Genomic DNA, 20,186 nt, shown 5'->3' with positions numbered 1-20,186 from the left:
TCAGAGCCAGTGCTAGAGGCGTAAGTCACCAAGCTGATAGCATTGGCTCTTTTTATATGGTCTTGTAAAAAAATATAGTATAAAGTAGAATGTATCTGTTTAGATCCAGATAGAATATGGAGGATATAATAATGGTAAAATCAGTTATACTTGCGGCAGGCAAGGGAACAAGAATGAAGTCAGATAAGCCAAAGGTAGTTCATCAGGTGATGGGGAAACCGATGGTATATTATTCTATAGAAGCGGCGCGCCAGGCGGGTGCAGACGAGGTGTGTGTGATCGTTGGATACAAGGCAGACGAGGTGAAGTCAGCCATAGCTGCCAGTGTCAACGATGTGAAGGTTGACTATGCGCTTCAGGAGGAGCAGCTCGGAACAGGTCATGCGGTAAAGTGCGCTGCAGATTTTATTGGACGTGATGGGGATGTGATCATACTCTGTGGAGATACACCGCTTGTGACAGGGGATACACTCAGAAAAGCACTTGATTTCCACAAGGAGAGCGGGAATGGTGTAACTGTAATATCGGCGATGCTTGATGATCCATTTGGATATGGAAGGATCATAAGGGACGGTGACAGCCTGGCAAAGATCGTGGAGCAGAAGGATGCTGACGAAGCGGAGCAGGCTGTGAAGGAAGTTAACTCGGGCATGTATATATTTGACTGCGCAGCACTTCAGGACGCACTGTCACAGATATCAAATGACAACGCCCAGGGAGAGTATTATCTTCCGGATGCGATAGAGATAATAAAGAAAATGGGGCTTCCGGCTTCCGCTGTTCCGATGGACGATGCTGACCAGATAAGAGGAGTCAACACCCTGGAGCAGCTTGCAGATGCTGAGAAGATCATGGAGAACAGATAACAATAGAACGATCCACCTGGGTGGAGGAAAATGGAGAGACCAAATGAAGATCATAGTTGGACTTGGCAATCCCGGTGCGAAATATGCCGGAACAAGACACAATGTAGGATTTGCGGTTCTGGATGAGCTGGCAGAGAGACATAATATAAGGATAGACACTGCAAAGCATAAGGCACTTATAGGAAAGGGTATAATAGACGGAGAGAAGGTCATACTCGCCATGCCTCAGACATTTATGAATCTCAGCGGAGAGAGCGTAAGGGCGATAATGGACTTCTACAAATGTACGGTTGAAGATCTGATAGTCGTGTACGATGACATAGATCTTGACGTCGGCAAGCTCAGGATCAGACAGAAGGGAAGCGCCGGCGGTCATAACGGTATGAAGAATATCATACAGCACGTTGGCAGCCAGGAATTTGTCAGGATCAGAGTGGGTGTTGGCAAAAAGCCGGATCACATGGATCTGGCTGATTATGTGTTGTCGAGATTTGGAAAGGAAGATCTGGCGAATATAAGAGAGAGCTGTGGTAATGCCTGCGATGCGGTGGAGACCATACTGGCGGATGGCACAGTTGCAGCTATGAATAAGTTTAATTGAGAGTGATGAAGAATGATACGTGTACTTGGTGAGCCATTTGAAAAACTGAATATATATACAGAGTTGAAGGAGTGGCTTGCATCCGGAGATGGATTTGTCAATGTGACAGGTACGACGGGCGAGGGCACGGACAGAGTATTCATGATGCAGGGCTTCGGTGATGACGCATCGGTGCGCCTGATACTGACATATAACGACAGGCGTGCGGAGGAGCTGTACAGCGATATGAAGTTCTACGGAAGGGATGTATATATGTATCCTGCAAAGGATATTCTGTTCTTCAGTGCAGATGTCCACGGCAATGCCATAACCAGACGGCGCATGGAGGTCCTTCGGCGTCTGGCAACGGGAGAACCATGTACGATCATAGCCACGGTAGATGCAATGTATGACAAGATACCTGCACTGTCCTATATGAAAAAATACGTGATAAATATCCATGCGGCACAGTCTCTTGATCTGGATGAGCTCAAGGGCAAGCTGGTGGACCTTGGTTATGAAAAAACTGACAGTGTGGAGGAGCCGGGACAATTTGCCATACGAGGCGGTATCGTGGACATATTTCCGCTGACTGAGGAATGTCCATACAGAATAGACATGTGGGACGATGAAGTCGATACCATCAAGACATTTGATGCGGAGAGTCAGAGATCCATAGAGAATGTGGATGAACTTGTAATTTATCCCGCGGGAGAGATGGTGCTTTCAAAGGAGAGGATCGACAGAGGTATACACAGGCTGGAGGCAGAGCTGAAGCCGTATGCGAAGAAGCTTAAGGATTCATTTCAGACGGAGGCGTATGCCAGGATAAAGGGCGAGATAGCCACGCTGAAGGAACAGCTCACGGAGTTCAGTGCGATATACGGAGTGGACAGCTATGTTGATTATTTCTACAGTGACACGGTGTCTCTGGTGGACTGCCTGCCGGAGGATGCGTACATTTTCATAGATGAGACGAAGAAGGTCACGGAGAAGGCGGATGGCAGTGAGAAGAGTTTTCTTAGCAGCCTGACGCACAGGCTGGAGGGGGGATATATCCTCCCGGGGCAGATGAAGGTTCTGTTCACTTATGATGATGTCCTGGAAAAATGCAGACGCTACAAGGTTGTGGGCTTTGACTCATTTGTGGGTGAGGATGACCGTGTAAAGTATGCTCACCGCGTGGAGATCGAGAGCAGGGAGGTTCACAGCTACAGGAACAATTTTGATGCGCTGGTTACTGATATCAAGAAATGGAAGAAGGACAAATACAGCGTCCTGTTCGTATCGCCATCATCGGTCGGTGCGAAGAGAATGGTCGATAACCTCATGGACAATGACGTCATATGTCATTACCTGAACGACCCGGACAAAGCTCTGGCTGCCAGAGAGATGGCGGTCATGCCGGGAAGGCTCAGAGCCGGTTTTATGATCCCGGAGATGAAGCTCATCGTGGTCAGTGAGGGAGATGTGTTCTCCAGCAAGACATCACATTCGCAGGCTTCGAGGAAGAAGCTGCCGCGTGCCGGGGAGATAGTAAAGTCATTCTCGGATGTGAGCGTGGGCGATTATGTGGTCCATGAGAAGTACGGAATAGGTATCTATCGTGGGCTTGAGAAGATAGAGGTCGACGGCGCCTTGAAGGACTATCTGGTTATCGAGTATGCTGAGGGCGGCAAATTATATGTCCTGGCTTCCGAGACGGACAGGATCCAGAAGTACAGGAGCAAGGAGAGCCGAGCCCCGAAGATCAACAGACTCGGTGGCAGTGAGTGGCAGAAGGTAAGAAACAAGGTTAAGGGCCATGTCAGCGAGGTGGCTCAGCATCTTGTAAAGCTGTACTCAGAGAGACAGGCGAGGGAAGGCTTTGCCTATTCTCCTGATTCCGAGTGGCAGAAGGAGTTCGAGGAGACATTTCCTTATACTGAGACTGACGATCAGTTAAAGGCCATAGAGGATGTCAAGGCGGACATGGAGAGCCATAAGATCATGGACAGACTGGTGTGCGGAGACGTTGGATTTGGCAAGACTGAGGTGGCGATCCGTGCTGCGTTCAAGGCTGTCGGTGACAGCAAACAGGTTGCGTATCTTGTGCCGACCACGATCCTTGCCGAGCAGCATTATGAGACGTTCACAGAGCGAATGAAGGATTATCCAGTGACGGTGAGACTGTTGTGTAGATTCTGTACCCAGAAGGAGATAAAATCTACACTCAGAGAGCTGAAAGAGGGCAAGGTGGACATAGTCATAGGAACCCACAGGCTGCTCTCAAAGGATGTGGAGTTCAAGAATCTGGGACTTCTCATAATAGATGAGGAACAGAGATTCGGTGTAAATCACAAAGAGAAGATAAAAGAGATGAAGACCAATGTGGATGTTCTGACACTGACGGCGACGCCTATCCCGAGAACACTCCATATGAGTCTTGTTGGAATCAGAGACATGAGCCTGCTTGAGGAACCTCCGGTGGACAGGAGACCGATACAGACCTATGTCATGGAATATGACAGGGAGCTTGCCAGGGAGGCGATTGCCAGAGAGCTTGCAAGGCATGGTCAGGTATACTATGTGTACAACAGGGTCGAAGGCATAGAGAGATTTGCGGATGATGTGAGAAGCCTCGTGCCATATGCAAATGTAGAGTTTGCCCATGGACAGATGGATGGCCGCACGCTGGAGGACATCATGTACCGGTTCAACAAAAAGGAGATAGACGTGCTTGTGTGCACGACCATCATAGAGACCGGACTTGATATACCGAATGCAAATACCATAATCATACACGACGCTAACCTGTTTGGTCTGGCACAGCTCTACCAGTTACGCGGAAGAGTTGGTCGCTCGGACAGAAGTGCATTTGCATTTATGTTCTACAGGCGCAACAAGATGATATCCGAGGTCGCTGAGAAGAGACTTAGAGCGATAAAAGAATATACGGATCTCGGCTCGGGAGTCAAGGTGTCCAAGGCGGATCTCAACATCAGAGGTGCGGGAAGCGTCCTGGGCGAGAGTCAGTCGGGCAACTATGAGGTCGTGGGCTATGACCTTTACTGCAAGATGCTTAATGATGCGGTCAGGGAGCTCCGCGGCGAGAAGGTTTTCCATGAATACGAGACGGAGATAGACCTTCCGGTGGATTCGTTCATCCCTGAGACGTACGTCAAAAACGACTTTGTCAAGCTGGAGCTTTGTAAGAGAATATCCCTCATCAAGAATGAGGATGAGTACAATGACATAGTGGATGAGCTCATTGACAGATTTGGCGACATCCCTGACGAGACAATGAATCTTCTTGATGTGGCACTGTTAAGGGCAAATGCAAATATCTGCTTCATAACCCGTATATGGTACAAGGACGGAGACCTGAGATTTGTCATGTACAACAGGGCTGACATAAATGTAGATGGGATAGATGAGCTCGTTAAGAGTTATTCAGGCAGGATGAAATTTGTCATGGGGGCAAAGCCTGAGTTTATATTGAAGCTTGGACGGGAGGAGAAAAATGATCTTCTCAGAAAGGCGGAATTTGTCGTGGCGGATATGTCCCAGATGTTGATAATGACCCACAGTGAAGAAGACAGTGTGGATAACAAAGCATAGATAATGAGTTAGAAATATACAGACAGGAGAATACAAAGATAAGGAGGTGCGGTTAAGTTGAAGAGATGGTTGTGTGTGCTGCTGGCGCTCATATGTGCATTTGCCGTGACTGGATGTGGCAGTGATGCCACTGAGGAGACTGGCAAGGAGGTAGTTCTCAGATACAACGGGCAGAACATAGAGATAGACGAGGTGTATATTTATGCCCAGACTGTGAAGGAGGAGTACGAATCAAAGTATGGCAGTGACGTGTGGAAACAGAGCATAGTGACTGATGATGGTCTGGAGATGGATGCCGTGGATGCAGCAAGGCGTCAGGCGATATCAAAGCTCATAAAGACCAAGACTCTTATAACCAAATCCGGGGAGTACGGCATAAGCCTGACTGCAAGCGAGCAGAAGGATCAGGATACGGCGGCGCAAGAGTTCTATGACAAATTGGCTGATGCCCAGATCGCAGAGGTTGGACTTGAACTCGATACGGTGAAGAGAGTTTTGCGTGAGAGCGCACTGGCAGACAAGATATATGATTATGTGATGAAGCAGAGCTCCACGGAGATATCCGATGAGCAGGCCAGGATGAGTACATTTTATGACATGTTCTTTGAGTGCTACTCGGAGGACGATTATGGAAATATCACCCTGTACTCACAGGACAAGATAGATGAGCAGAAGAAAAAGGCGGATGAGGCATATGAATCCATAGAGGAAGCCTCGGATGGCACAGATATGGATATATCATTCCTTGGAAGCGCAAAGGAGCTTAAGTATGCGGGAACACATACGATGAGCAGGGATGATATATTGAGCACCTATGGCCAGGATACGCTGGACATACTGTACAGCATGTCGGATGGCGAGATATCCACGGTGGTGGAGACTGAGTATGGTTACCATATATTCCAGATGATAAGCATTACGGATGAGAAGGCCACGGCCGAGAACAAGAAGAAGCTCACGGATGCCGCTGATGCGGAATACTATGACAACCTTATGAAGGACTGGATAGATGAGCTGGACAACGGATATTCATACAGTAAGAGTGTGGATATGGATGTGTACAACAAGATAAAATTTGACGAATAAGAGGAGAAGAAAGATGGCAACAGTATACGATATCAATATTAAGAAGCTGGATGAAAAGGCAGTCATACCGACATACGGTTCAGATTACGCAGCGGGGGCGGATTTGTATGCGTGTCTTGATGAGGCGATTACTATAGAGCCGGGACAGACGGTGATGGTTCACACGGGTATAGCCATGGAGATACCTGAGGGATTTGCAGGACTTGTGTATGCGAGAAGCGGTCTGGCATCCAAGAAGGGGCTTGCACCGGCCAATAAGGTTGGAGTTGTGGATGCGGATTACAGAGGGGAAATCATGGTTGCACTCCACAATCACGGAACCCAGGCACAGACGGTTGAGCCTGAGGAGAGAATAGCACAGCTTGTGATCGCTCCTTATATCGTTGGAGCATTCCATCAGGTGGACGAGCTCAGCGATACAGTCAGAGGAGCCGGCGGATTCGGTTCAACAGGAAAGTAACAAAAAAGCGGCCGTGCATCATCATTTTAATGGTGTGCCAGACCGCTTTTCTTTTATTTAAAATACTTTCCGCTTTCATTCCACAGGACTGTGGTGCCTGTCTTCAAGGACTTTGGTACATCTATGATACGCTGGTTCCTTGAGCCCTTGAATCTCAGTGACAGATCCTTCTGTTCGTCTATGAATTCTCCGTCCACAAGGACGTCAATGTAGGAGAGAAGTTCTTTTGTATACTCCCATTCATTACACATGCGGTCTAAGAGATCGGTTTCAAATGTATAACCGGTGTAGCACCAGATGGTCTTGTCAGGGTAGGTCTCCTTGAACTTTCTTGCCAGAGGAAGAAGCCCCTGCTGGTTCACATATTCCATAGGTTCTCCGCCGAGCAGGGAGAGACCTGCTATATAGTCCTCCTTGCAACTATCTATTATGTGGTTGATCTCCACATCCGTGAACGGCTTGCCGTAGCCGAAATCCCATGTGTCAGGGTTGAAACAGTTCTTGCAGTGGTGTGTGCAGCCGGATACAAATACAGACACTCTGACGCCGGTTCCGTTTGCCACATCAAATAGTTTGATATCTGCGTAATTCATAATGTGATCCCTTCTAAATTTATCTTAAAACAAAAGTATGGCCTGCGTTGCCCTCTACGACATGCAGACCATACAATTGAAATTATTAATGCATATTGTTATTTTATATCAGTTGCCTGAATATATCAAGTGTTTTTCTATAAAAGACTATAGATGAAGCACTCTTGCCTTTATCTCTTTGGTCTTGCCCACGTTCCAGAAGTTCTCGCCAAGATAACCGCAGGTTCTTCTGGTAACATTCATCTTGTTGTGATCCTTGTTGCCACACTGCGGACATTCCCATTCGCCGTCATCGTTGATGAGGATCTCACCATCGTATCCACATACATGACAGTAGTCAGACTTGGTGTTGAACTCAGCATATTGTATGTTGTCGTATATATATCTTACGACCTCTGCCAGAGCATCCAGGTTGTTGCGCATGTTTGGTATCTCAACATATGAGATGGCACCACCTGATGATATGGTCTGGAACTGGCTCTCAAATCTGAACTTGCTGAATGCATCGATCTTCTCACGGACATCAACGTGGTAAGAGTTGGTGTAGTAGCCCTTGTCTGTGACATCCTTTATGGTTCCGAAACGCTCTTTGTCGATACGTGCAAATCTGTAGCAAAGGCTCTCGGCCGGAGTTCCGTAGAGTCCGAAGCCAAGTCCCGTATCTGCCTTCCATTTGTCGCAGGCTGCGCGGAGCTTGTGCATAAGCTTCAGTGCAAATTCCTCGCCCACAGGATCTGTGTGGCTCACACCACGCATGAGCTTGGTGGTCTCATATACACCGATGTATCCCAGTGATATGGTTGAGTAACCGTTGTGGAGCAGTGGATCGATGACCTCGCCCTTCTTAAGTCTGGCGATGGCACCGTACTGCCAGTGGACTGGGCTGACGTCAGAGGTTACACCCTCGAGGGCTCTGTGGCGGCACATGAGTGCGTCGTAGCAGAGCTGCAGTCTTTCATCCAGAAGACTCCAGAACTTGTCATCGTCTCCCTTTGCAAGTATAGCTATCTGTGGAAGATTAAGACTGACAACTCCCTGGTTGAAACGGCCTTCCCATTTATATTCTCCGTTCTCATCCTTCCATGGGGAGAGGAATGAACGGCATCCCATGCATGAGAATACATTTCCCTCGTAGTTCTCACGCATCTTCTTGGCTGATATGTAATCAGGGTACATTCTCTTGGCAGAACACTTGATGGCGAGCTCTGTGATATAGTCGTACTCACCGCCCTTGAGGCAGTTGTGCTCGTCAAGGACATATATGAGCTTAGGGAATGCAGGTGTAACATACACGCCTGCCTCGTTCTTGATTCCCTCAAGTCTCTGTCTGAGGATCTCCTCGATGATCATGGCGTTCTCCTTGATGTACTCGTCGTCCTCTCTGAGGTTGAGGAAGAGAGTGACAAATGGAGACTGGCCGTTGGTGGTCATCAGAGTATTTATCTGATACTGGATAGTCTGAACTCCTGACTTCAGCTCGTCCTTGAGTCTCTCGGTGATGAGCTTCTCAAGTGTGTCAGGGTCTATCTTGTCGCCGAACTCTTCGGTGTATCTCTTTTTATATTTGTTGTAGCTCTTTCTGAGGTACTTTCCAAGGTGACGGACATCGACTGACTGGCCGCCGTACTGGCTGGATGCGACAGATGCGATGATCTGAGTCACGATGGTACATGCCACCTGGAAGCTCTTCGGGCTCTCTATGAGCTTGCCGTTCATGACTGTGCCGTTGTCAAGCATATCCCCAATGTTGATAAGGCAGCAGTTGAATATAGGCTGGAGGAAATAATCTGCGTCGTGGAAGTGGATGGCGCCCTCCTCATGAGCCTTGGAGATCTTCTCAGGGAGGAGCATTCTCTTGGTAAGATCCTTTGATACCTCTCCTGCGATAAGATCACGCTGTGTGGATGCGACGGTGGCATTCTTGTTGGAATTCTCCTCCATGACATCCTTATTCCTGTTCTGGATAAGACTGAGGATAGAATCATCAGTCGTATTTGCCTTTCTGATGAGCTCGCGGCTGTATCTGTATATAATGTAGGTCTTGGCAAGGACAAACTTGCCGTCGGCCATAAGCCCCTGCTCGATGATATCCTGGATATCTTCAACGAGCATTCTCTTTCGGTTCTTGGCTTCGATGCTTCCGACGATCTCCTCGATCTTCTCGTCAGAGATCTTCTCACAAGGCTCAACCTCCGAGTTAGCCTTCTGGATAGCCAATATGATCTTGCTTCGGTCGTAAGAAACAGCACGACCGTCTCTCTTGATAACTTGCATTTCCCATTCTCCCTGTGTGTGATGTGAATGGGCGTTAAAAAAAGTACGCCCCCTAAATATTGTATACTACCATACAGGAGACATCAATATATGGTATGCCGACTGAAAAAGCCGCAAAAAAATTAGCGACAAATAAGGTGCCTCGTCGCAAATCTCACACTGATGTCTCAACATGGTCGATTATATCATTCCCAATTTTGTTTGTCTACAGGTTATTTGCAAAAAGTACAAAATATAGAAAAATAAAAAATATGTAGACACAACATATTGTGGATTTGCCTTTGAATAATGTGGGACAGATAAAATACATCACAAAAACAGATGTAAAACTGCCTGTTATAGGAATGTGAAATCATTTGTGAGAATTCTATGAATTATTTCAAATTGCTTTATTTTTACAGGAAAATATGGTATAAGTTTACTCGTTGAAGTTTATCATGAAGATGGTTACACTTCTAATAAAAAGTAAAAGAGGTATGATTATGCGAAAATTTAATAAGGGATGTGCAGTTGTTCTTGCACTCGCTCTGTCCATGTCATTTATGACAGGCTGTGGCGACAGTAATGGTACGAGTGGAAAGCTGGATAATACAGCGAGTAAGGCAACATCTTCTGATGCTACAGAGAGTGCTGACAATTCATCAGAAGAATTTGCTTCTATAGAGGATATGGTGGATCAGTATGCGGCAGATGTCACACTCGGTGAATACAAGGGCATGGAGTATGAGGAGAAGGGCACTGATGTCACGGATGATGAGGTTCAGGCCAAGGTTGATTCATTTGTGAACGGACTTGCTACATTTGATAAGGACACAACCAGCGAGGCGAAGAACGGAGATACAGTAAATATTGACTTTGTCGGAACTGTAGATGGTGAGGAGTTCGATGGAGGCAATACCAATGGCAGCGGATATGATCTCGTCCTTGGTTCTGGTTCATTCATAGATAACTTTGAGGATCAGATAGTTGGACATAAGCCGGGAGAGACATTTACCGTGAATGTAACCTTTCCTGAGAATTATGGCAAGGATGAGTTAAATGGCAAGGCGGCCAAGTTCGAGACGACACTTAACTATATAAAGATAGATAAACCGGCTACATACAATGATGAGCTGGTTGCAAACAATACTTCATATAAGACAACTGCTGAGTATGAGGCATCTGTACGTGAGCAGCTCAAGCAGGACAAGGAGGATTCAGCTCTTGCAAGTGCTCAGAATGAGGTCATGGTTGCCGTTATAAACAACAGTACAATAGAGAACATATCAGCAGATGATGTTCAGGCGAATGCTGACAAGATCATAACATCCATAAAGACTCAGGCAGAGACAAACGGAATAGAGTATGACACATATATCTACTATTACTATGGATATGATGACAGCGCTGCATTTGAACAGTATGTACAGCAGGTTTGTGAGGAATCACAGAAGGAGAGAATGGTCGTATGTGCCATTGCCAAGAAGGAGAATATCAGTGTCACAGATGACGAGGCTGATAAGTATATAGCTGATTATGCAACGAAGAACAGTGTTGATGAGTCTACGCTCAGACAGAATCTTACAGACGTTGAGATAAAGTATAACGCTCTGGCAGAGAAGGTCATGAACTTCCTTATGGACAATGCAAAGGCGACAACTGGAGCAACAACTGAGGCTGCAGAGACCACAGAGTCAACAGAGGCGGCTGACGCAGAGCAGGCTGAAGAGTAAGTAAAGGGGTACGGAGAAAGATATGAGAGCAAAGAAGATATTTGCAGCAGGAATGGTGGCAGTCATGTGCGCAGGCCTGATGACAGGCTGTGGCAGCAATGACACAAAGAGCCAGTTTAAGAAGTTTTCAAAGTGTGCGACCATAGACAAGGCGGCATACACTGATATCGAATATGTTCCGGCATCGAGAGAGGTGTCCGAGGACGATGTAAACAGTGCGATAAGCAGTTTTTGCAGTGACAATTCTGAGACTACAGAGGATAAGACCAGCACAGTGGCAGATGGCGACAAGATCAATGTGGACTATGTTGAGACTGTCTCAGGAACAGAGAAGGACAGCAAGACAGATTACACACTGACCATGGGAAATAACACTCTTGGTGATGGCAGTGACGATCAGCTCATAGGAAGTAAGCCGGGTGATGTCAAGACGATCACAGTGACATATCCTGATGATTACAGCGACACAACAGTTGCCGGACTTACAGCAGAGTACAAGGTTACGATCAATTATATATCAGTTACCACGGTGCCTGAGTACACAGACGCACTGGTCAAGAAGGCTACTGATGGTGAGTACACAACAACCGATGACTACACAGCACATCTGAAGGAAGATGTTCAGAAGGACAAGGACGATTCCGCGGACGAGACAGACAGAACTTCTGTTCTCAAGGCTGTTGAGGAGAAGGTTACATTTGACAAGTATCCTGAGGATGAGGTAGCTTCCTACGTTCAGTCCATGGTGTCAAATGTGAGAAGTGCCGCAGACAACTACGGAATCGACTTCGAGGCATATATGAAGTATTTCTATGGATATGAGGACGAGGCATCATTCCTTGAGTACCTTCACACCACAGTTGAGAACGTCATGAAGGAGAAGATCGTTGTGTCATGCATAGCAATGGACAATGACCTCATCGCCGATAACGCAGACATAAAGGCGTACAGACAGAAGGTTATGGACAAGAACAATCTGGAGAATGACTCAGACGTGGACAAGTATTACTCAGAGTCAGACCTGATGTTCTATGCCACAGAGGAGAACGTGCTTGACTATCTCATGAACAGATCAGTTCAGGTGGAGGCAACTGCAACAGATGCATCTGAGGCAGCCACAGAGGAGTAAGCTGCACGCGATATATTTGAATATGGATAAGCTGATAGAGACCGAGGTTTTATGCCCGGTCTCTATTGTCGTCTATAGACAAATGAATCTGTGGTTTATCCACATTGACTAAGGGGCTCCGGGAATTTAAAATAAAAGAGAACATGTCTTTATTTTAAAGATAGAAAAGGAAAGGGGATATTATGAGAAAGAACATTGCGAGAAAATGTCTGTGCATTGCTCTGGCTTCAGCCATGATGCTCGGTGAGGCGGGCACGGCTATGGCAGCCAGTGTGGAAAATGCGGCAGACGGAAGAACTGCTGCCACAGTGGCGGCGGAGGAACAGGCTGATGTGGCGGCAGCCAATGTCAGCATATGGTATGCGGGAGCTTATAAGAACTCAAGGACCATAACGATCAATGCAAGCGGCCGGGCTTACAGAGTTGAGGTCTGGGTCAATGGAGTAAAGTGCGGGGAACAGTACAACGGAGAGGACCAGCAGTCCTTTAGTATTAACTGTGAGATCCCGGCGTTGCTTGATTCCACCTACAACGCAGAGGTTAGAGCCTACGATTCAAATGGAGAGGTGACTGTACAGAAGGTTTCACCGGTCAAAACTGACAAGGTGAGCTTTGATGGTGATCCTAGTGTTAGTGTAGGATATACAGTCGGAAGCACTGGCTATGCAAAACCAGGCTATGTGTCTGTCAGCGTATATCTTGATAGCAGGCATTCAGATGAGGTCAAGTATGAGGTTCAGAGAGCGACCAAGTCAGGTGGGCCATTTACCACGATTGCAACGGGAAGTGAATCTTACACGTCAAGACTTGCATATCTTGACAGCACTGCGAAGACCGGAACTACATATTATTACAGATTCAGGATCGTGAGCGGTTCAGATCAGTATGTGAAGACGAGCAAGGTCATAGCTACAAGTAAGACAGCTTCAGTAAAGGTGGGCATTCCAGAGGTGGATCAGCTCTATGCTTCAAGCATGAATGTATCAGAAAAGATAAGTAAGCCGGGAGTATTCCTGTGGATGACCAGCAATTTTGCAAATCAGTACGATGTGTACCGCTCAACAAACAAGAGCAAGGGCTACAGAAAGATAAAGACTATATATTCTGCTGATTTCACGGACACAGCGGTCAAGAGTGGAACGGTATACTACTACAAGGTAGTGCCAAAGTATTACGACTCACAGACACGAAAGATAACAACAGGAAAGACATCTGGTGTTGTCGGCGTAAAGTTTATCATGAATGCAGCAGGTGCACCTAGCCTTATACAGACAGGCAACAGATCACTGAAGTGTACATGGGCTGCGGACAATACCGCAGACGTATCATACGAGGTATGGGCAAAGAGAACCGATATAACCGGTGATGCATACAAGCGTATGGTGGTCACCAAGAAAAACTCATGCACCCTTACAAAGCTTGATCCGAACGGAACATACAAGGTGATGATAAGGACAGTCAAGAAATCAGGAGCTGCCGTGAGATATGAGACGACAGATACATCTGAGAGGACCATGGGTTACACCAAGAGAGTCCAGGATCTGACTGCGGGAGCTGTATCTTCATCACTGAACGGCAGGAAGGATGTCCTGTCTGTAAGATATTCTCTCACATGGTACAGAGACTGGGGCGCATCAGGATATGTTATATCAGGCCTCAACAGCAGTACAGGCAAGATAGAGACCATCAAGAAGATAAAATCGGGAAAAAAGACATCATATACATTTACAAACACAAGTGCCAAGGGCAAGGAGCGCAAATACTCTCAGATATATGTGAGACCATATAAGGGAAAGGCAAGAGGCGAGGATAACACTCTGTGGAATTCAGAGATGCCAAGTGCAAAGCGTGTTAAGGCTGTAAAGAAGAGCACAACATCGACCAAGATAACATGGTCTGCTGTAAGCGGGGCAAAGGAATACTATGTATACAGAACTACAGAGCTCGGTGTACGCCAGTACATAGGATCGACAAAGGCAACTAACTTCACGGATGTGAACGTGACAGACGGAATGAAGTATACATACTCTGTTGTTGTAGGCACAGACTTTGGATTCAGCAGCGGATATGATTTGTATAGCAGTGACTATACACATAAGCTTGCATCACCGGCCATAACAAAGGTTGTAAACGGTTCCAAGGGTACAGCGACTGTAACATGGAAGAAGGTTACAAATGCAACCAGATACTATGTATATCGTTCAACCAGCAAGAATGGAACATACAAGCTGGTCGGCAAGACTGGAGCTACAAAGCTTTCATACATGAACAAGAAGCTCAAGAAGGGAACGACCTATTACTACAAGGTTGTGGCTTCAACAGTTAATGATGGAGGAAAGACAGTCAAGTCAGTTGCATCACATGCAAAGGGAATAAAGATCCGCAAATAGATGAAAAGGGGTAAACTATGAAGAATAGATTGATAAAGAAAGCTTTATGCGTGGCGCTTGCTTCAACCATGGTGTTTGGTGATGCATTGCCAGCAATGGCAGCAGACGGCAGTGCAGATGTACAGTCCGCTCAGGCTGAGGTGGCGTTTGCTGAAGAAGCATCCATAACATATTTTAGTGTAGGAGGTCAGGATACCGTAAGTAGCGGTTCTGTACATATAAGCGCTCTGGGATATGGAACAGAGGCTGTTCTCTATGTAAATGGAGCATGGTATGACTCGTGGACAGACAGTGACTATGACGGAAGCTGGCATGTGGATACGGAATTCAGAGGAGTTGCCGGTGCGACATATCAGTTTAAGCTGGTAGTCAGTGATGACAATGGACAGACGGTGTCGCAGGAGTCGGGAAAGATATATTTTGAAGCACCTAAGTTCAGCCGCAGCAGGAAGCCTTCAGAATACGTATCATATTCTACGGGAGATACCGGATATAGAGAATTAGGTGGAGTATCTGTGTCGTTCCCATTTGACAGCTACGTACAGAATGATATCTGGTATGAGGTGTACAGATCCACAAAGCCATCAGGAGGCTTTACGAGGATTTTGTCAGGCGTCGGTTACATGTATGGAGCTTCTGAAGTGAGGTATTATGATGATAATGTAAAAGTAGGAAATACCTATTACTATATGGCGAAGATAGTAACCGGAACTGACTCATACAATAAGACATCCAGGGTTGTAGAGACATCAGCCGTTGCAAAGGTGGACTGCAGGCTTGGAACAGCGGAGCTTTCAGTCGATAGAGGCGCAAAGGGTGCTGATATAACGGTAAGCGATTACGGCGCTGCCAACCAGTTCGATCTGTACCGTTCAACTTCAAAGACAAAGGGCTTTAAGAAGATAAAGACGATATACACACCGGAGTATACAGATACAACAGTTAAGGCTGGAAAGACATACTACTACAAGGTAGTTCCAAAGTATTATGATGCCTCTACCAGAGCGGTTTCAAAGGGAACTGCAAGTGAGGTCCGCGGCGTAAAGATACTCATGGGTACCACAGAGCTCACAGCGGTTCAGAACACAAAGAGCTCAGTAAAGCTCACATGGGATAAGGCAGCCGGAGCAAATATGTATGAAGTCTGGTATATGAGATCCGATATATCGGGAGACAGATATAAGAGAGCTGTTGCGACAAAGAGAACATCATGCACCATCAAGGGACTTGCATCTGGCGCTGAGTATTCATTCAAGCTTAAGAGCCAGAGCGTTTCAGGTGGAAAGGTCATTTGTGAGAACGTGACATACAAATGGCTCCAGACCGGATACACAGAGAGCGTGAGAGAGCTCGAGGCTGTCTCATCCACGGTATCTGCAAGCAAAGACAAGAAAAACCTGACGATATACACCAATCTCAAGTGGAACAGAGTCTGGGGAGCTTCAGGCTACAAGATATTTGCGAGAAATAACTACACAAATAAGCTTGAGCAGGTTGCAGTGATCAAATCTGCAGCCAGAAATACATACAAGTTCAAGAATACAGGAAGCAGCAGTAAGGGTATTAAGTATTACTCTGCATACGTAGTGCCATACAAGGGTAAGAAGCAGGGCGAGATGACATCCGTCAGCGTCAACTATATCCCTCTTGCTAAGAATGTAAAGGCTGTGAGAAAGTCCACATCCGAGGTCAGAGTTACATGGTCAGCGGTGCCTGGTGCAGATTCTTACACAGTATACAGAATGAACCCTGTTCTCGGCACAACCCAGTGGCTGGGACAGACAACGTCAACAAACTTCAGTGACCGCAAGCTCACGACCAAGCTTGAGTATACATATTTTATACAGCCATCGACAATTGTCAGCGGGGTTAACTGCAGCATTGACTATGAAGTTGCAAAGCAGTATAAGGCAGTGTATACACATGCTGTAGGTACACCAAAGATGTCAGGTGCATCTAACACCGGAGCCAAGAAGATCACAGTAAAGTGGAGTAGCGTTACAGGAGCGAAGAACTACGTAGTATATCGCGCAACAAAGAAGAATGGTAAGTACTCTAAGATCGGTACAACATCATCATGCAGCTTTACAGACAAGAAGGCTGCAAAGGGCAAGACATACTATTACAAGGTCGCTGCAGTGGCAGTTAACGACGGTGGATGTGCTGCTCAGTCAGCATACTCCAAGACCGCCAGTGCCAAGAGCAAAAAGTAATGGCATATGTTAGGTAATAACAAGCAGTAGATATATTTGCGGGAAAACATATATACATGCATGGAAATGTGGTATATATGTTTTTCCTTTTTTATGGGAAAATGCTTGCGGAAATGCAAAAAAAGTGGTTGACATACCAAGGCAAACAGTATATTATATTAACGTTCGTTGTGAACATGCGGAAGTGGCGGAATTGGCAGACGCGCAGGCTTCAGGTGCCTGTGGTAGCAATACCGTGTGGGTTCAAGTCCCATCTTCCGCATTTTTTTATACCATAGTATGCGGAAATGCTGAGCTGTGGAGTCAATAATTTATGATATTTAGGAGGTATGTGCGGCAATGGCAGAGAAGAAGAATGTGGTTACTTATTCAGGTCTCAAGAAGATAGAGGAAGAGCTTCAGAATCTGAAGGTTAATAAACGTAGAGAGATCGCAGCTAAGATCAAAGAGGCCAGAGAGCAGGGAGATCTGTCAGAGAATGCAGAGTACGATGCAGCCAAGGACGAGCAGAGAGACATCGAGGCAAGAATCGAGCAGCTCGAGGCCATGCTCAAGAATATAGAAGTAGTCGACGAAGATGAGGTCGATACAGGAGTTGTGGGTATCGGATGTAAGGTAGTTGTATATGACTACGAGTTCGATGAGAAGATCGAGTACGATATCGTTGGTTCATCACAGGCGGATATCATGAACAACAAGATCTCAGATGAGTCACCTGTTGGAATGGCACTCAAGGGTGCAAAGGTTGGCGAAGAGGTTCTGGTGGAGGCACCGGACGGAGAGTTTAAGTACAGGGTACTTGATATTAAGAGACAGGAGCTGTAAGAGAAGATGGCAGAGCAGAATAACAAGGGAAAAGATCAGGATCTTAATAAGCTGCAGATGGTGCGCCGCGAGAAGCTGGCAGACCTTCAGGCGGCAGGCAAGGATCCATTTGTCATAACAAAGTATGATGTGCAGCAGCACAGCGCAGATGTGAAGGAGATGTACACAGCACATGAGGCAGAGCTTCTGGCTGGTAGACAGACACCTTCAGTTGAGGACCTTGAAGAGGCAGAGAAGAGAGAAGTTTTAAACAACGATTACAATGAGAGAAGAGCCATCATGGATGCTTCACCTATCAATGTGAGCATCGCAGGACGTATGATGTTCAAGCGTGTCATGGGTAAGGCTTCTTTCTGTAACATTCAGGATCTTAAGGGCAACATTCAGGTGTATGTTGCAAGAGATCAGATCGGTGAGGAGTCATACGCTGACTTCAAGAAGTCAGATATCGGTGATATATATGGAGTTAAGGGATATGCATTCAGAACAAAGACTGGTGAGATATCCATACATGCAGAGGAGATCACACTTCTCTCTAAGTCACTCCAGATCCTTCCTGAGAAGTTCCACGGACTGACAGATACAGATATGAGATATCGTCAGAGATATGTGGATCTCATCATGAACCAGGACAGCAAGGAAGTATTTATCAAGAGATCACAGATATTAAAGGAGATCCGTAACTTCCTGGCAGGACGTGACTTCATGGAGGTTGAGACACCTATGCTGGTCAGCAATGCCGGTGGTGCCGCAGCCAGACCATTTGAGACACATTACAATGCACTCAATGAGGATGTAAAGCTCCGTATATCACTTGAGCTCTACCTGAAGAGACTTATCGTCGGCGGTCTTGAGAGAGTATACGAGATCGGACGAGTATTCCGTAACGAGGGTGTTGACACACGTCACAACCCTGAGTTCACTCTGATGGAGCTGTACCAGGCATACACAGATTACTATGGTATGATGGAGCTCACAGAGTCCATGTTCCGTTACCTCGCAGAGAAGGTATGTGGAAGCACCAAGATCTCATACAACGGAATCGAGATCGACTTTGGCAAGCCATTTGAGCGTCTGACTATGGTTGACGCTATCAAGAAATATACAGGTGTTGATTTTGACCAGGTTGCTGATGACGCTGAGGCGAAGAAGATCGCTGACGAGCATCACGTAGAGTACGAGGAGCGCCACAAGAAGGGCGACATCGTGAACCTGTTCTTCGAGGAGTTCTGTGAGGAGAAGCTGATCCAGCCTACATTCATCATGGATCATCCGATCGAGATCTCACCACTTACGAAGAAGAAGCCTTCAGACCCTACAAAGGTTGAGCGTTTCGAGCTCTTCATCAACACATGGGAGATGTGTAACGCATACTCAGAGCTGAACGATCCTATCGATCAGCGTGAGAGATTTGCCGCTCAGGATGCGAATGCCGCAGCCGGAGATGACGAGGCTGAGCACACAGATGAGGATTTCCTCAATGCGCTTGAGATCGGTATGCCTCCAACAGGCGGTATCGGTTATGGTATAGACAGACTGGTTATGCTCCTTACAGATTCACAGGCGATCAGAGATGTTCTTCTGTTCCCGACTATGAAGAGTGAGGGTGGTTCAGATTCTGATTCAGTATCTGAGACAGCCGGTGACAACAACGGATTCTTCACACCAAACGAGAAGATCGATTTCTCCAAGGTAGATATAGAGCCACTTTTTGCTGATGAGGTTGATTTTGAGACATTTTCAAGATCAGACTTCAGAGCGGTAAAGGTTAAGGAATGTTCAGCAGTGCCAAAGAGCAAGAAGCTCCTTCAGTTCACACTGGATGACGGCACAGGCACAGACAGAACCATCCTCTCAGGAATCCATGCATTCTATGAGCCAGAGGAGTTAGTCGGCAAGACACTTATTGCAATAACAAACCTTCCACCTAGAAAGATGATGGGAATCGATTCATGCGGTATGCTTCTTTCAGCTATCCATGAGGAAGAGGGCGAGGAGAAGCTTCACCTTCTGATGGTTGATAACCATATTCCTGCAGGTGCGAAGCTGTACTAAAATAGGATATATCTAGTATATATGAAAAAGGACCCCAGATTAGAAGTACACACTTCAGATTTGGGGTTCTCTTTTGGTGTGAGAGACGGATCAAAATCCATGATCGCAGGCATGAACAAGTCCGGTAAGTATGGCGCTGAGCTCAAGTTTTCTGTTAAGTCCATGGACGTAATGAAGGTCATGGTGAAGAGCGATTCCAAGAGCTCCAACGATGCACTCACAGGACTTTATAACAGATATGGCATAAGAGACTATATGAAACGGCTGTATGAGAAGAGTAATCAAATATCAAATGTAATTGATATTCTGCGAACTGGAGGGTATAATATGCGGTATCTTTGGGGTAGATGCTTGCGGTATGTTGATGCAAGCATGTGTGTATTAAAAGCGAAATGACAGGGGT

The 20,186-nt window shown here is 46.4% G+C and carries 14 protein-coding genes and 1 tRNA gene; 13 read left to right on the top strand and 2 right to left on the bottom strand.

Going from position 1 to position 20,186, the window contains the following annotated elements; all coding sequences use genetic code 11:
- Positions 1 to 131 precede the first annotated feature (131 nt).
- From DWW70_RS09630 to dut, 5 genes are read left to right on the top strand one after another with little or no spacing between them, the layout of a single operon-like run.
- On the top strand, positions 132 to 866 hold the full coding sequence (locus tag DWW70_RS09630; protein ID WP_022217273.1) for a sugar phosphate nucleotidyltransferase: 735 nt from the start codon (positions 132 to 134) through the stop codon (positions 864 to 866).
- A gap of 43 nt (positions 867 to 909) precedes the next feature.
- Positions 910 to 1,467, top strand: coding sequence for an aminoacyl-tRNA hydrolase (gene pth / locus DWW70_RS09625; RefSeq protein WP_015533697.1), 558 nt, complete (start codon positions 910 to 912; stop codon positions 1,465 to 1,467).
- A gap of 12 nt (positions 1,468 to 1,479) precedes the next feature.
- On the top strand, positions 1,480 to 5,046 hold the full coding sequence (mfd, locus tag DWW70_RS09620) for a transcription-repair coupling factor (protein WP_055223059.1): 3,567 nt from the start codon (positions 1,480 to 1,482) through the stop codon (positions 5,044 to 5,046).
- A 57-nt stretch (positions 5,047 to 5,103) separates the two neighbouring features.
- Positions 5,104 to 6,132 carry a SurA N-terminal domain-containing protein gene (locus tag DWW70_RS09615; RefSeq protein WP_243017706.1) on the top strand — a complete coding sequence of 343 codons (1,029 nt, stop codon included), beginning with the start codon at positions 5,104 to 5,106 and terminating at the stop codon, positions 6,130 to 6,132.
- Positions 6,133 to 6,145: 13 nt separating this feature from the next.
- Positions 6,146 to 6,592, top strand: a complete 447-nt coding sequence (dut, locus tag DWW70_RS09610) for a dUTP diphosphatase (protein ID WP_118649748.1) — start codon at positions 6,146 to 6,148, stop codon at positions 6,590 to 6,592.
- A gap of 53 nt (positions 6,593 to 6,645) precedes the next feature.
- Here dut and nrdG read toward each other — a convergent pair whose 3' ends face one another.
- Positions 6,646 to 7,185: an anaerobic ribonucleoside-triphosphate reductase activating protein gene (gene nrdG / locus DWW70_RS09605; protein ID WP_118649747.1), complete on the bottom strand. Its 540-nt coding sequence runs from the start codon at positions 7,183 to 7,185 to the stop codon at positions 6,646 to 6,648.
- A gap of 147 nt (positions 7,186 to 7,332) precedes the next feature.
- Complete coding sequence (gene nrdD / locus DWW70_RS09600; protein ID WP_055146687.1) at positions 7,333 to 9,459, bottom strand: anaerobic ribonucleoside-triphosphate reductase; 2,127 nt, start codon at positions 9,457 to 9,459, stop codon at positions 7,333 to 7,335.
- 482 nt (positions 9,460 to 9,941) lie between these two features.
- Here nrdD and tig point away from each other — a divergent pair, with 482 nt between their 5' ends.
- The 8 genes from tig (at position 9,942) to DWW70_RS09560 (ending at position 20,179) form a co-directional block, all read left to right on the top strand.
- Positions 9,942 to 11,171 (top strand): trigger factor, encoded by a 1,230-nt coding sequence (gene tig, locus DWW70_RS09595; RefSeq protein WP_015533703.1) that lies wholly within the window; start codon positions 9,942 to 9,944, stop codon positions 11,169 to 11,171.
- Between the two features lie 22 nt (positions 11,172 to 11,193).
- The gene (locus DWW70_RS09590) at positions 11,194 to 12,300 is read left to right on the top strand and encodes an FKBP-type peptidyl-prolyl cis-trans isomerase (RefSeq protein ID WP_055223063.1); all 1,107 of its coding nucleotides are present in this window, start codon (positions 11,194 to 11,196) and stop codon (positions 12,298 to 12,300) included.
- 182 nt (positions 12,301 to 12,482) lie between these two features.
- Positions 12,483 to 14,690 carry a fibronectin type III domain-containing protein gene (locus tag DWW70_RS09585; protein WP_118649746.1) on the top strand — a complete coding sequence of 736 codons (2,208 nt, stop codon included), beginning with the start codon at positions 12,483 to 12,485 and terminating at the stop codon, positions 14,688 to 14,690.
- A gap of 17 nt (positions 14,691 to 14,707) precedes the next feature.
- A complete protein-coding gene (locus tag DWW70_RS09580; protein ID WP_118649745.1) occupies positions 14,708 to 16,903 on the top strand; it encodes a fibronectin type III domain-containing protein in 2,196 nt (731 codons plus the stop codon).
- A gap of 178 nt (positions 16,904 to 17,081) precedes the next feature.
- Positions 17,082 to 17,165 (top strand) — tRNA-Leu (locus DWW70_RS09575).
- A gap of 77 nt (positions 17,166 to 17,242) precedes the next feature.
- Complete coding sequence (gene greA / locus DWW70_RS09570) at positions 17,243 to 17,728, top strand: transcription elongation factor GreA (protein WP_015533707.1); 486 nt, start codon at positions 17,243 to 17,245, stop codon at positions 17,726 to 17,728.
- Between the two features lie 6 nt (positions 17,729 to 17,734).
- Complete coding sequence (gene lysS, locus DWW70_RS09565) at positions 17,735 to 19,783, top strand: lysine--tRNA ligase (RefSeq protein ID WP_055146672.1); 2,049 nt, start codon at positions 17,735 to 17,737, stop codon at positions 19,781 to 19,783.
- A 78-nt stretch (positions 19,784 to 19,861) separates the two neighbouring features.
- Positions 19,862 to 20,179: a hypothetical protein gene (locus DWW70_RS09560; RefSeq protein WP_147360147.1), complete on the top strand. Its 318-nt coding sequence runs from the start codon at positions 19,862 to 19,864 to the stop codon at positions 20,177 to 20,179.
- Positions 20,180 to 20,186 lie beyond the last annotated feature (7 nt).

The sequence above is a fragment of the Coprococcus sp. AF16-5 genome, from assembly GCF_003479365.1.
Taxonomy (GTDB): domain Bacteria; phylum Bacillota; class Clostridia; order Lachnospirales; family Lachnospiraceae; genus Coprococcus; species Coprococcus aceti.
Note: the sequence above shows the minus strand (reverse complement) of the source record. Positions and strands in the feature narration are given on the sequence as shown.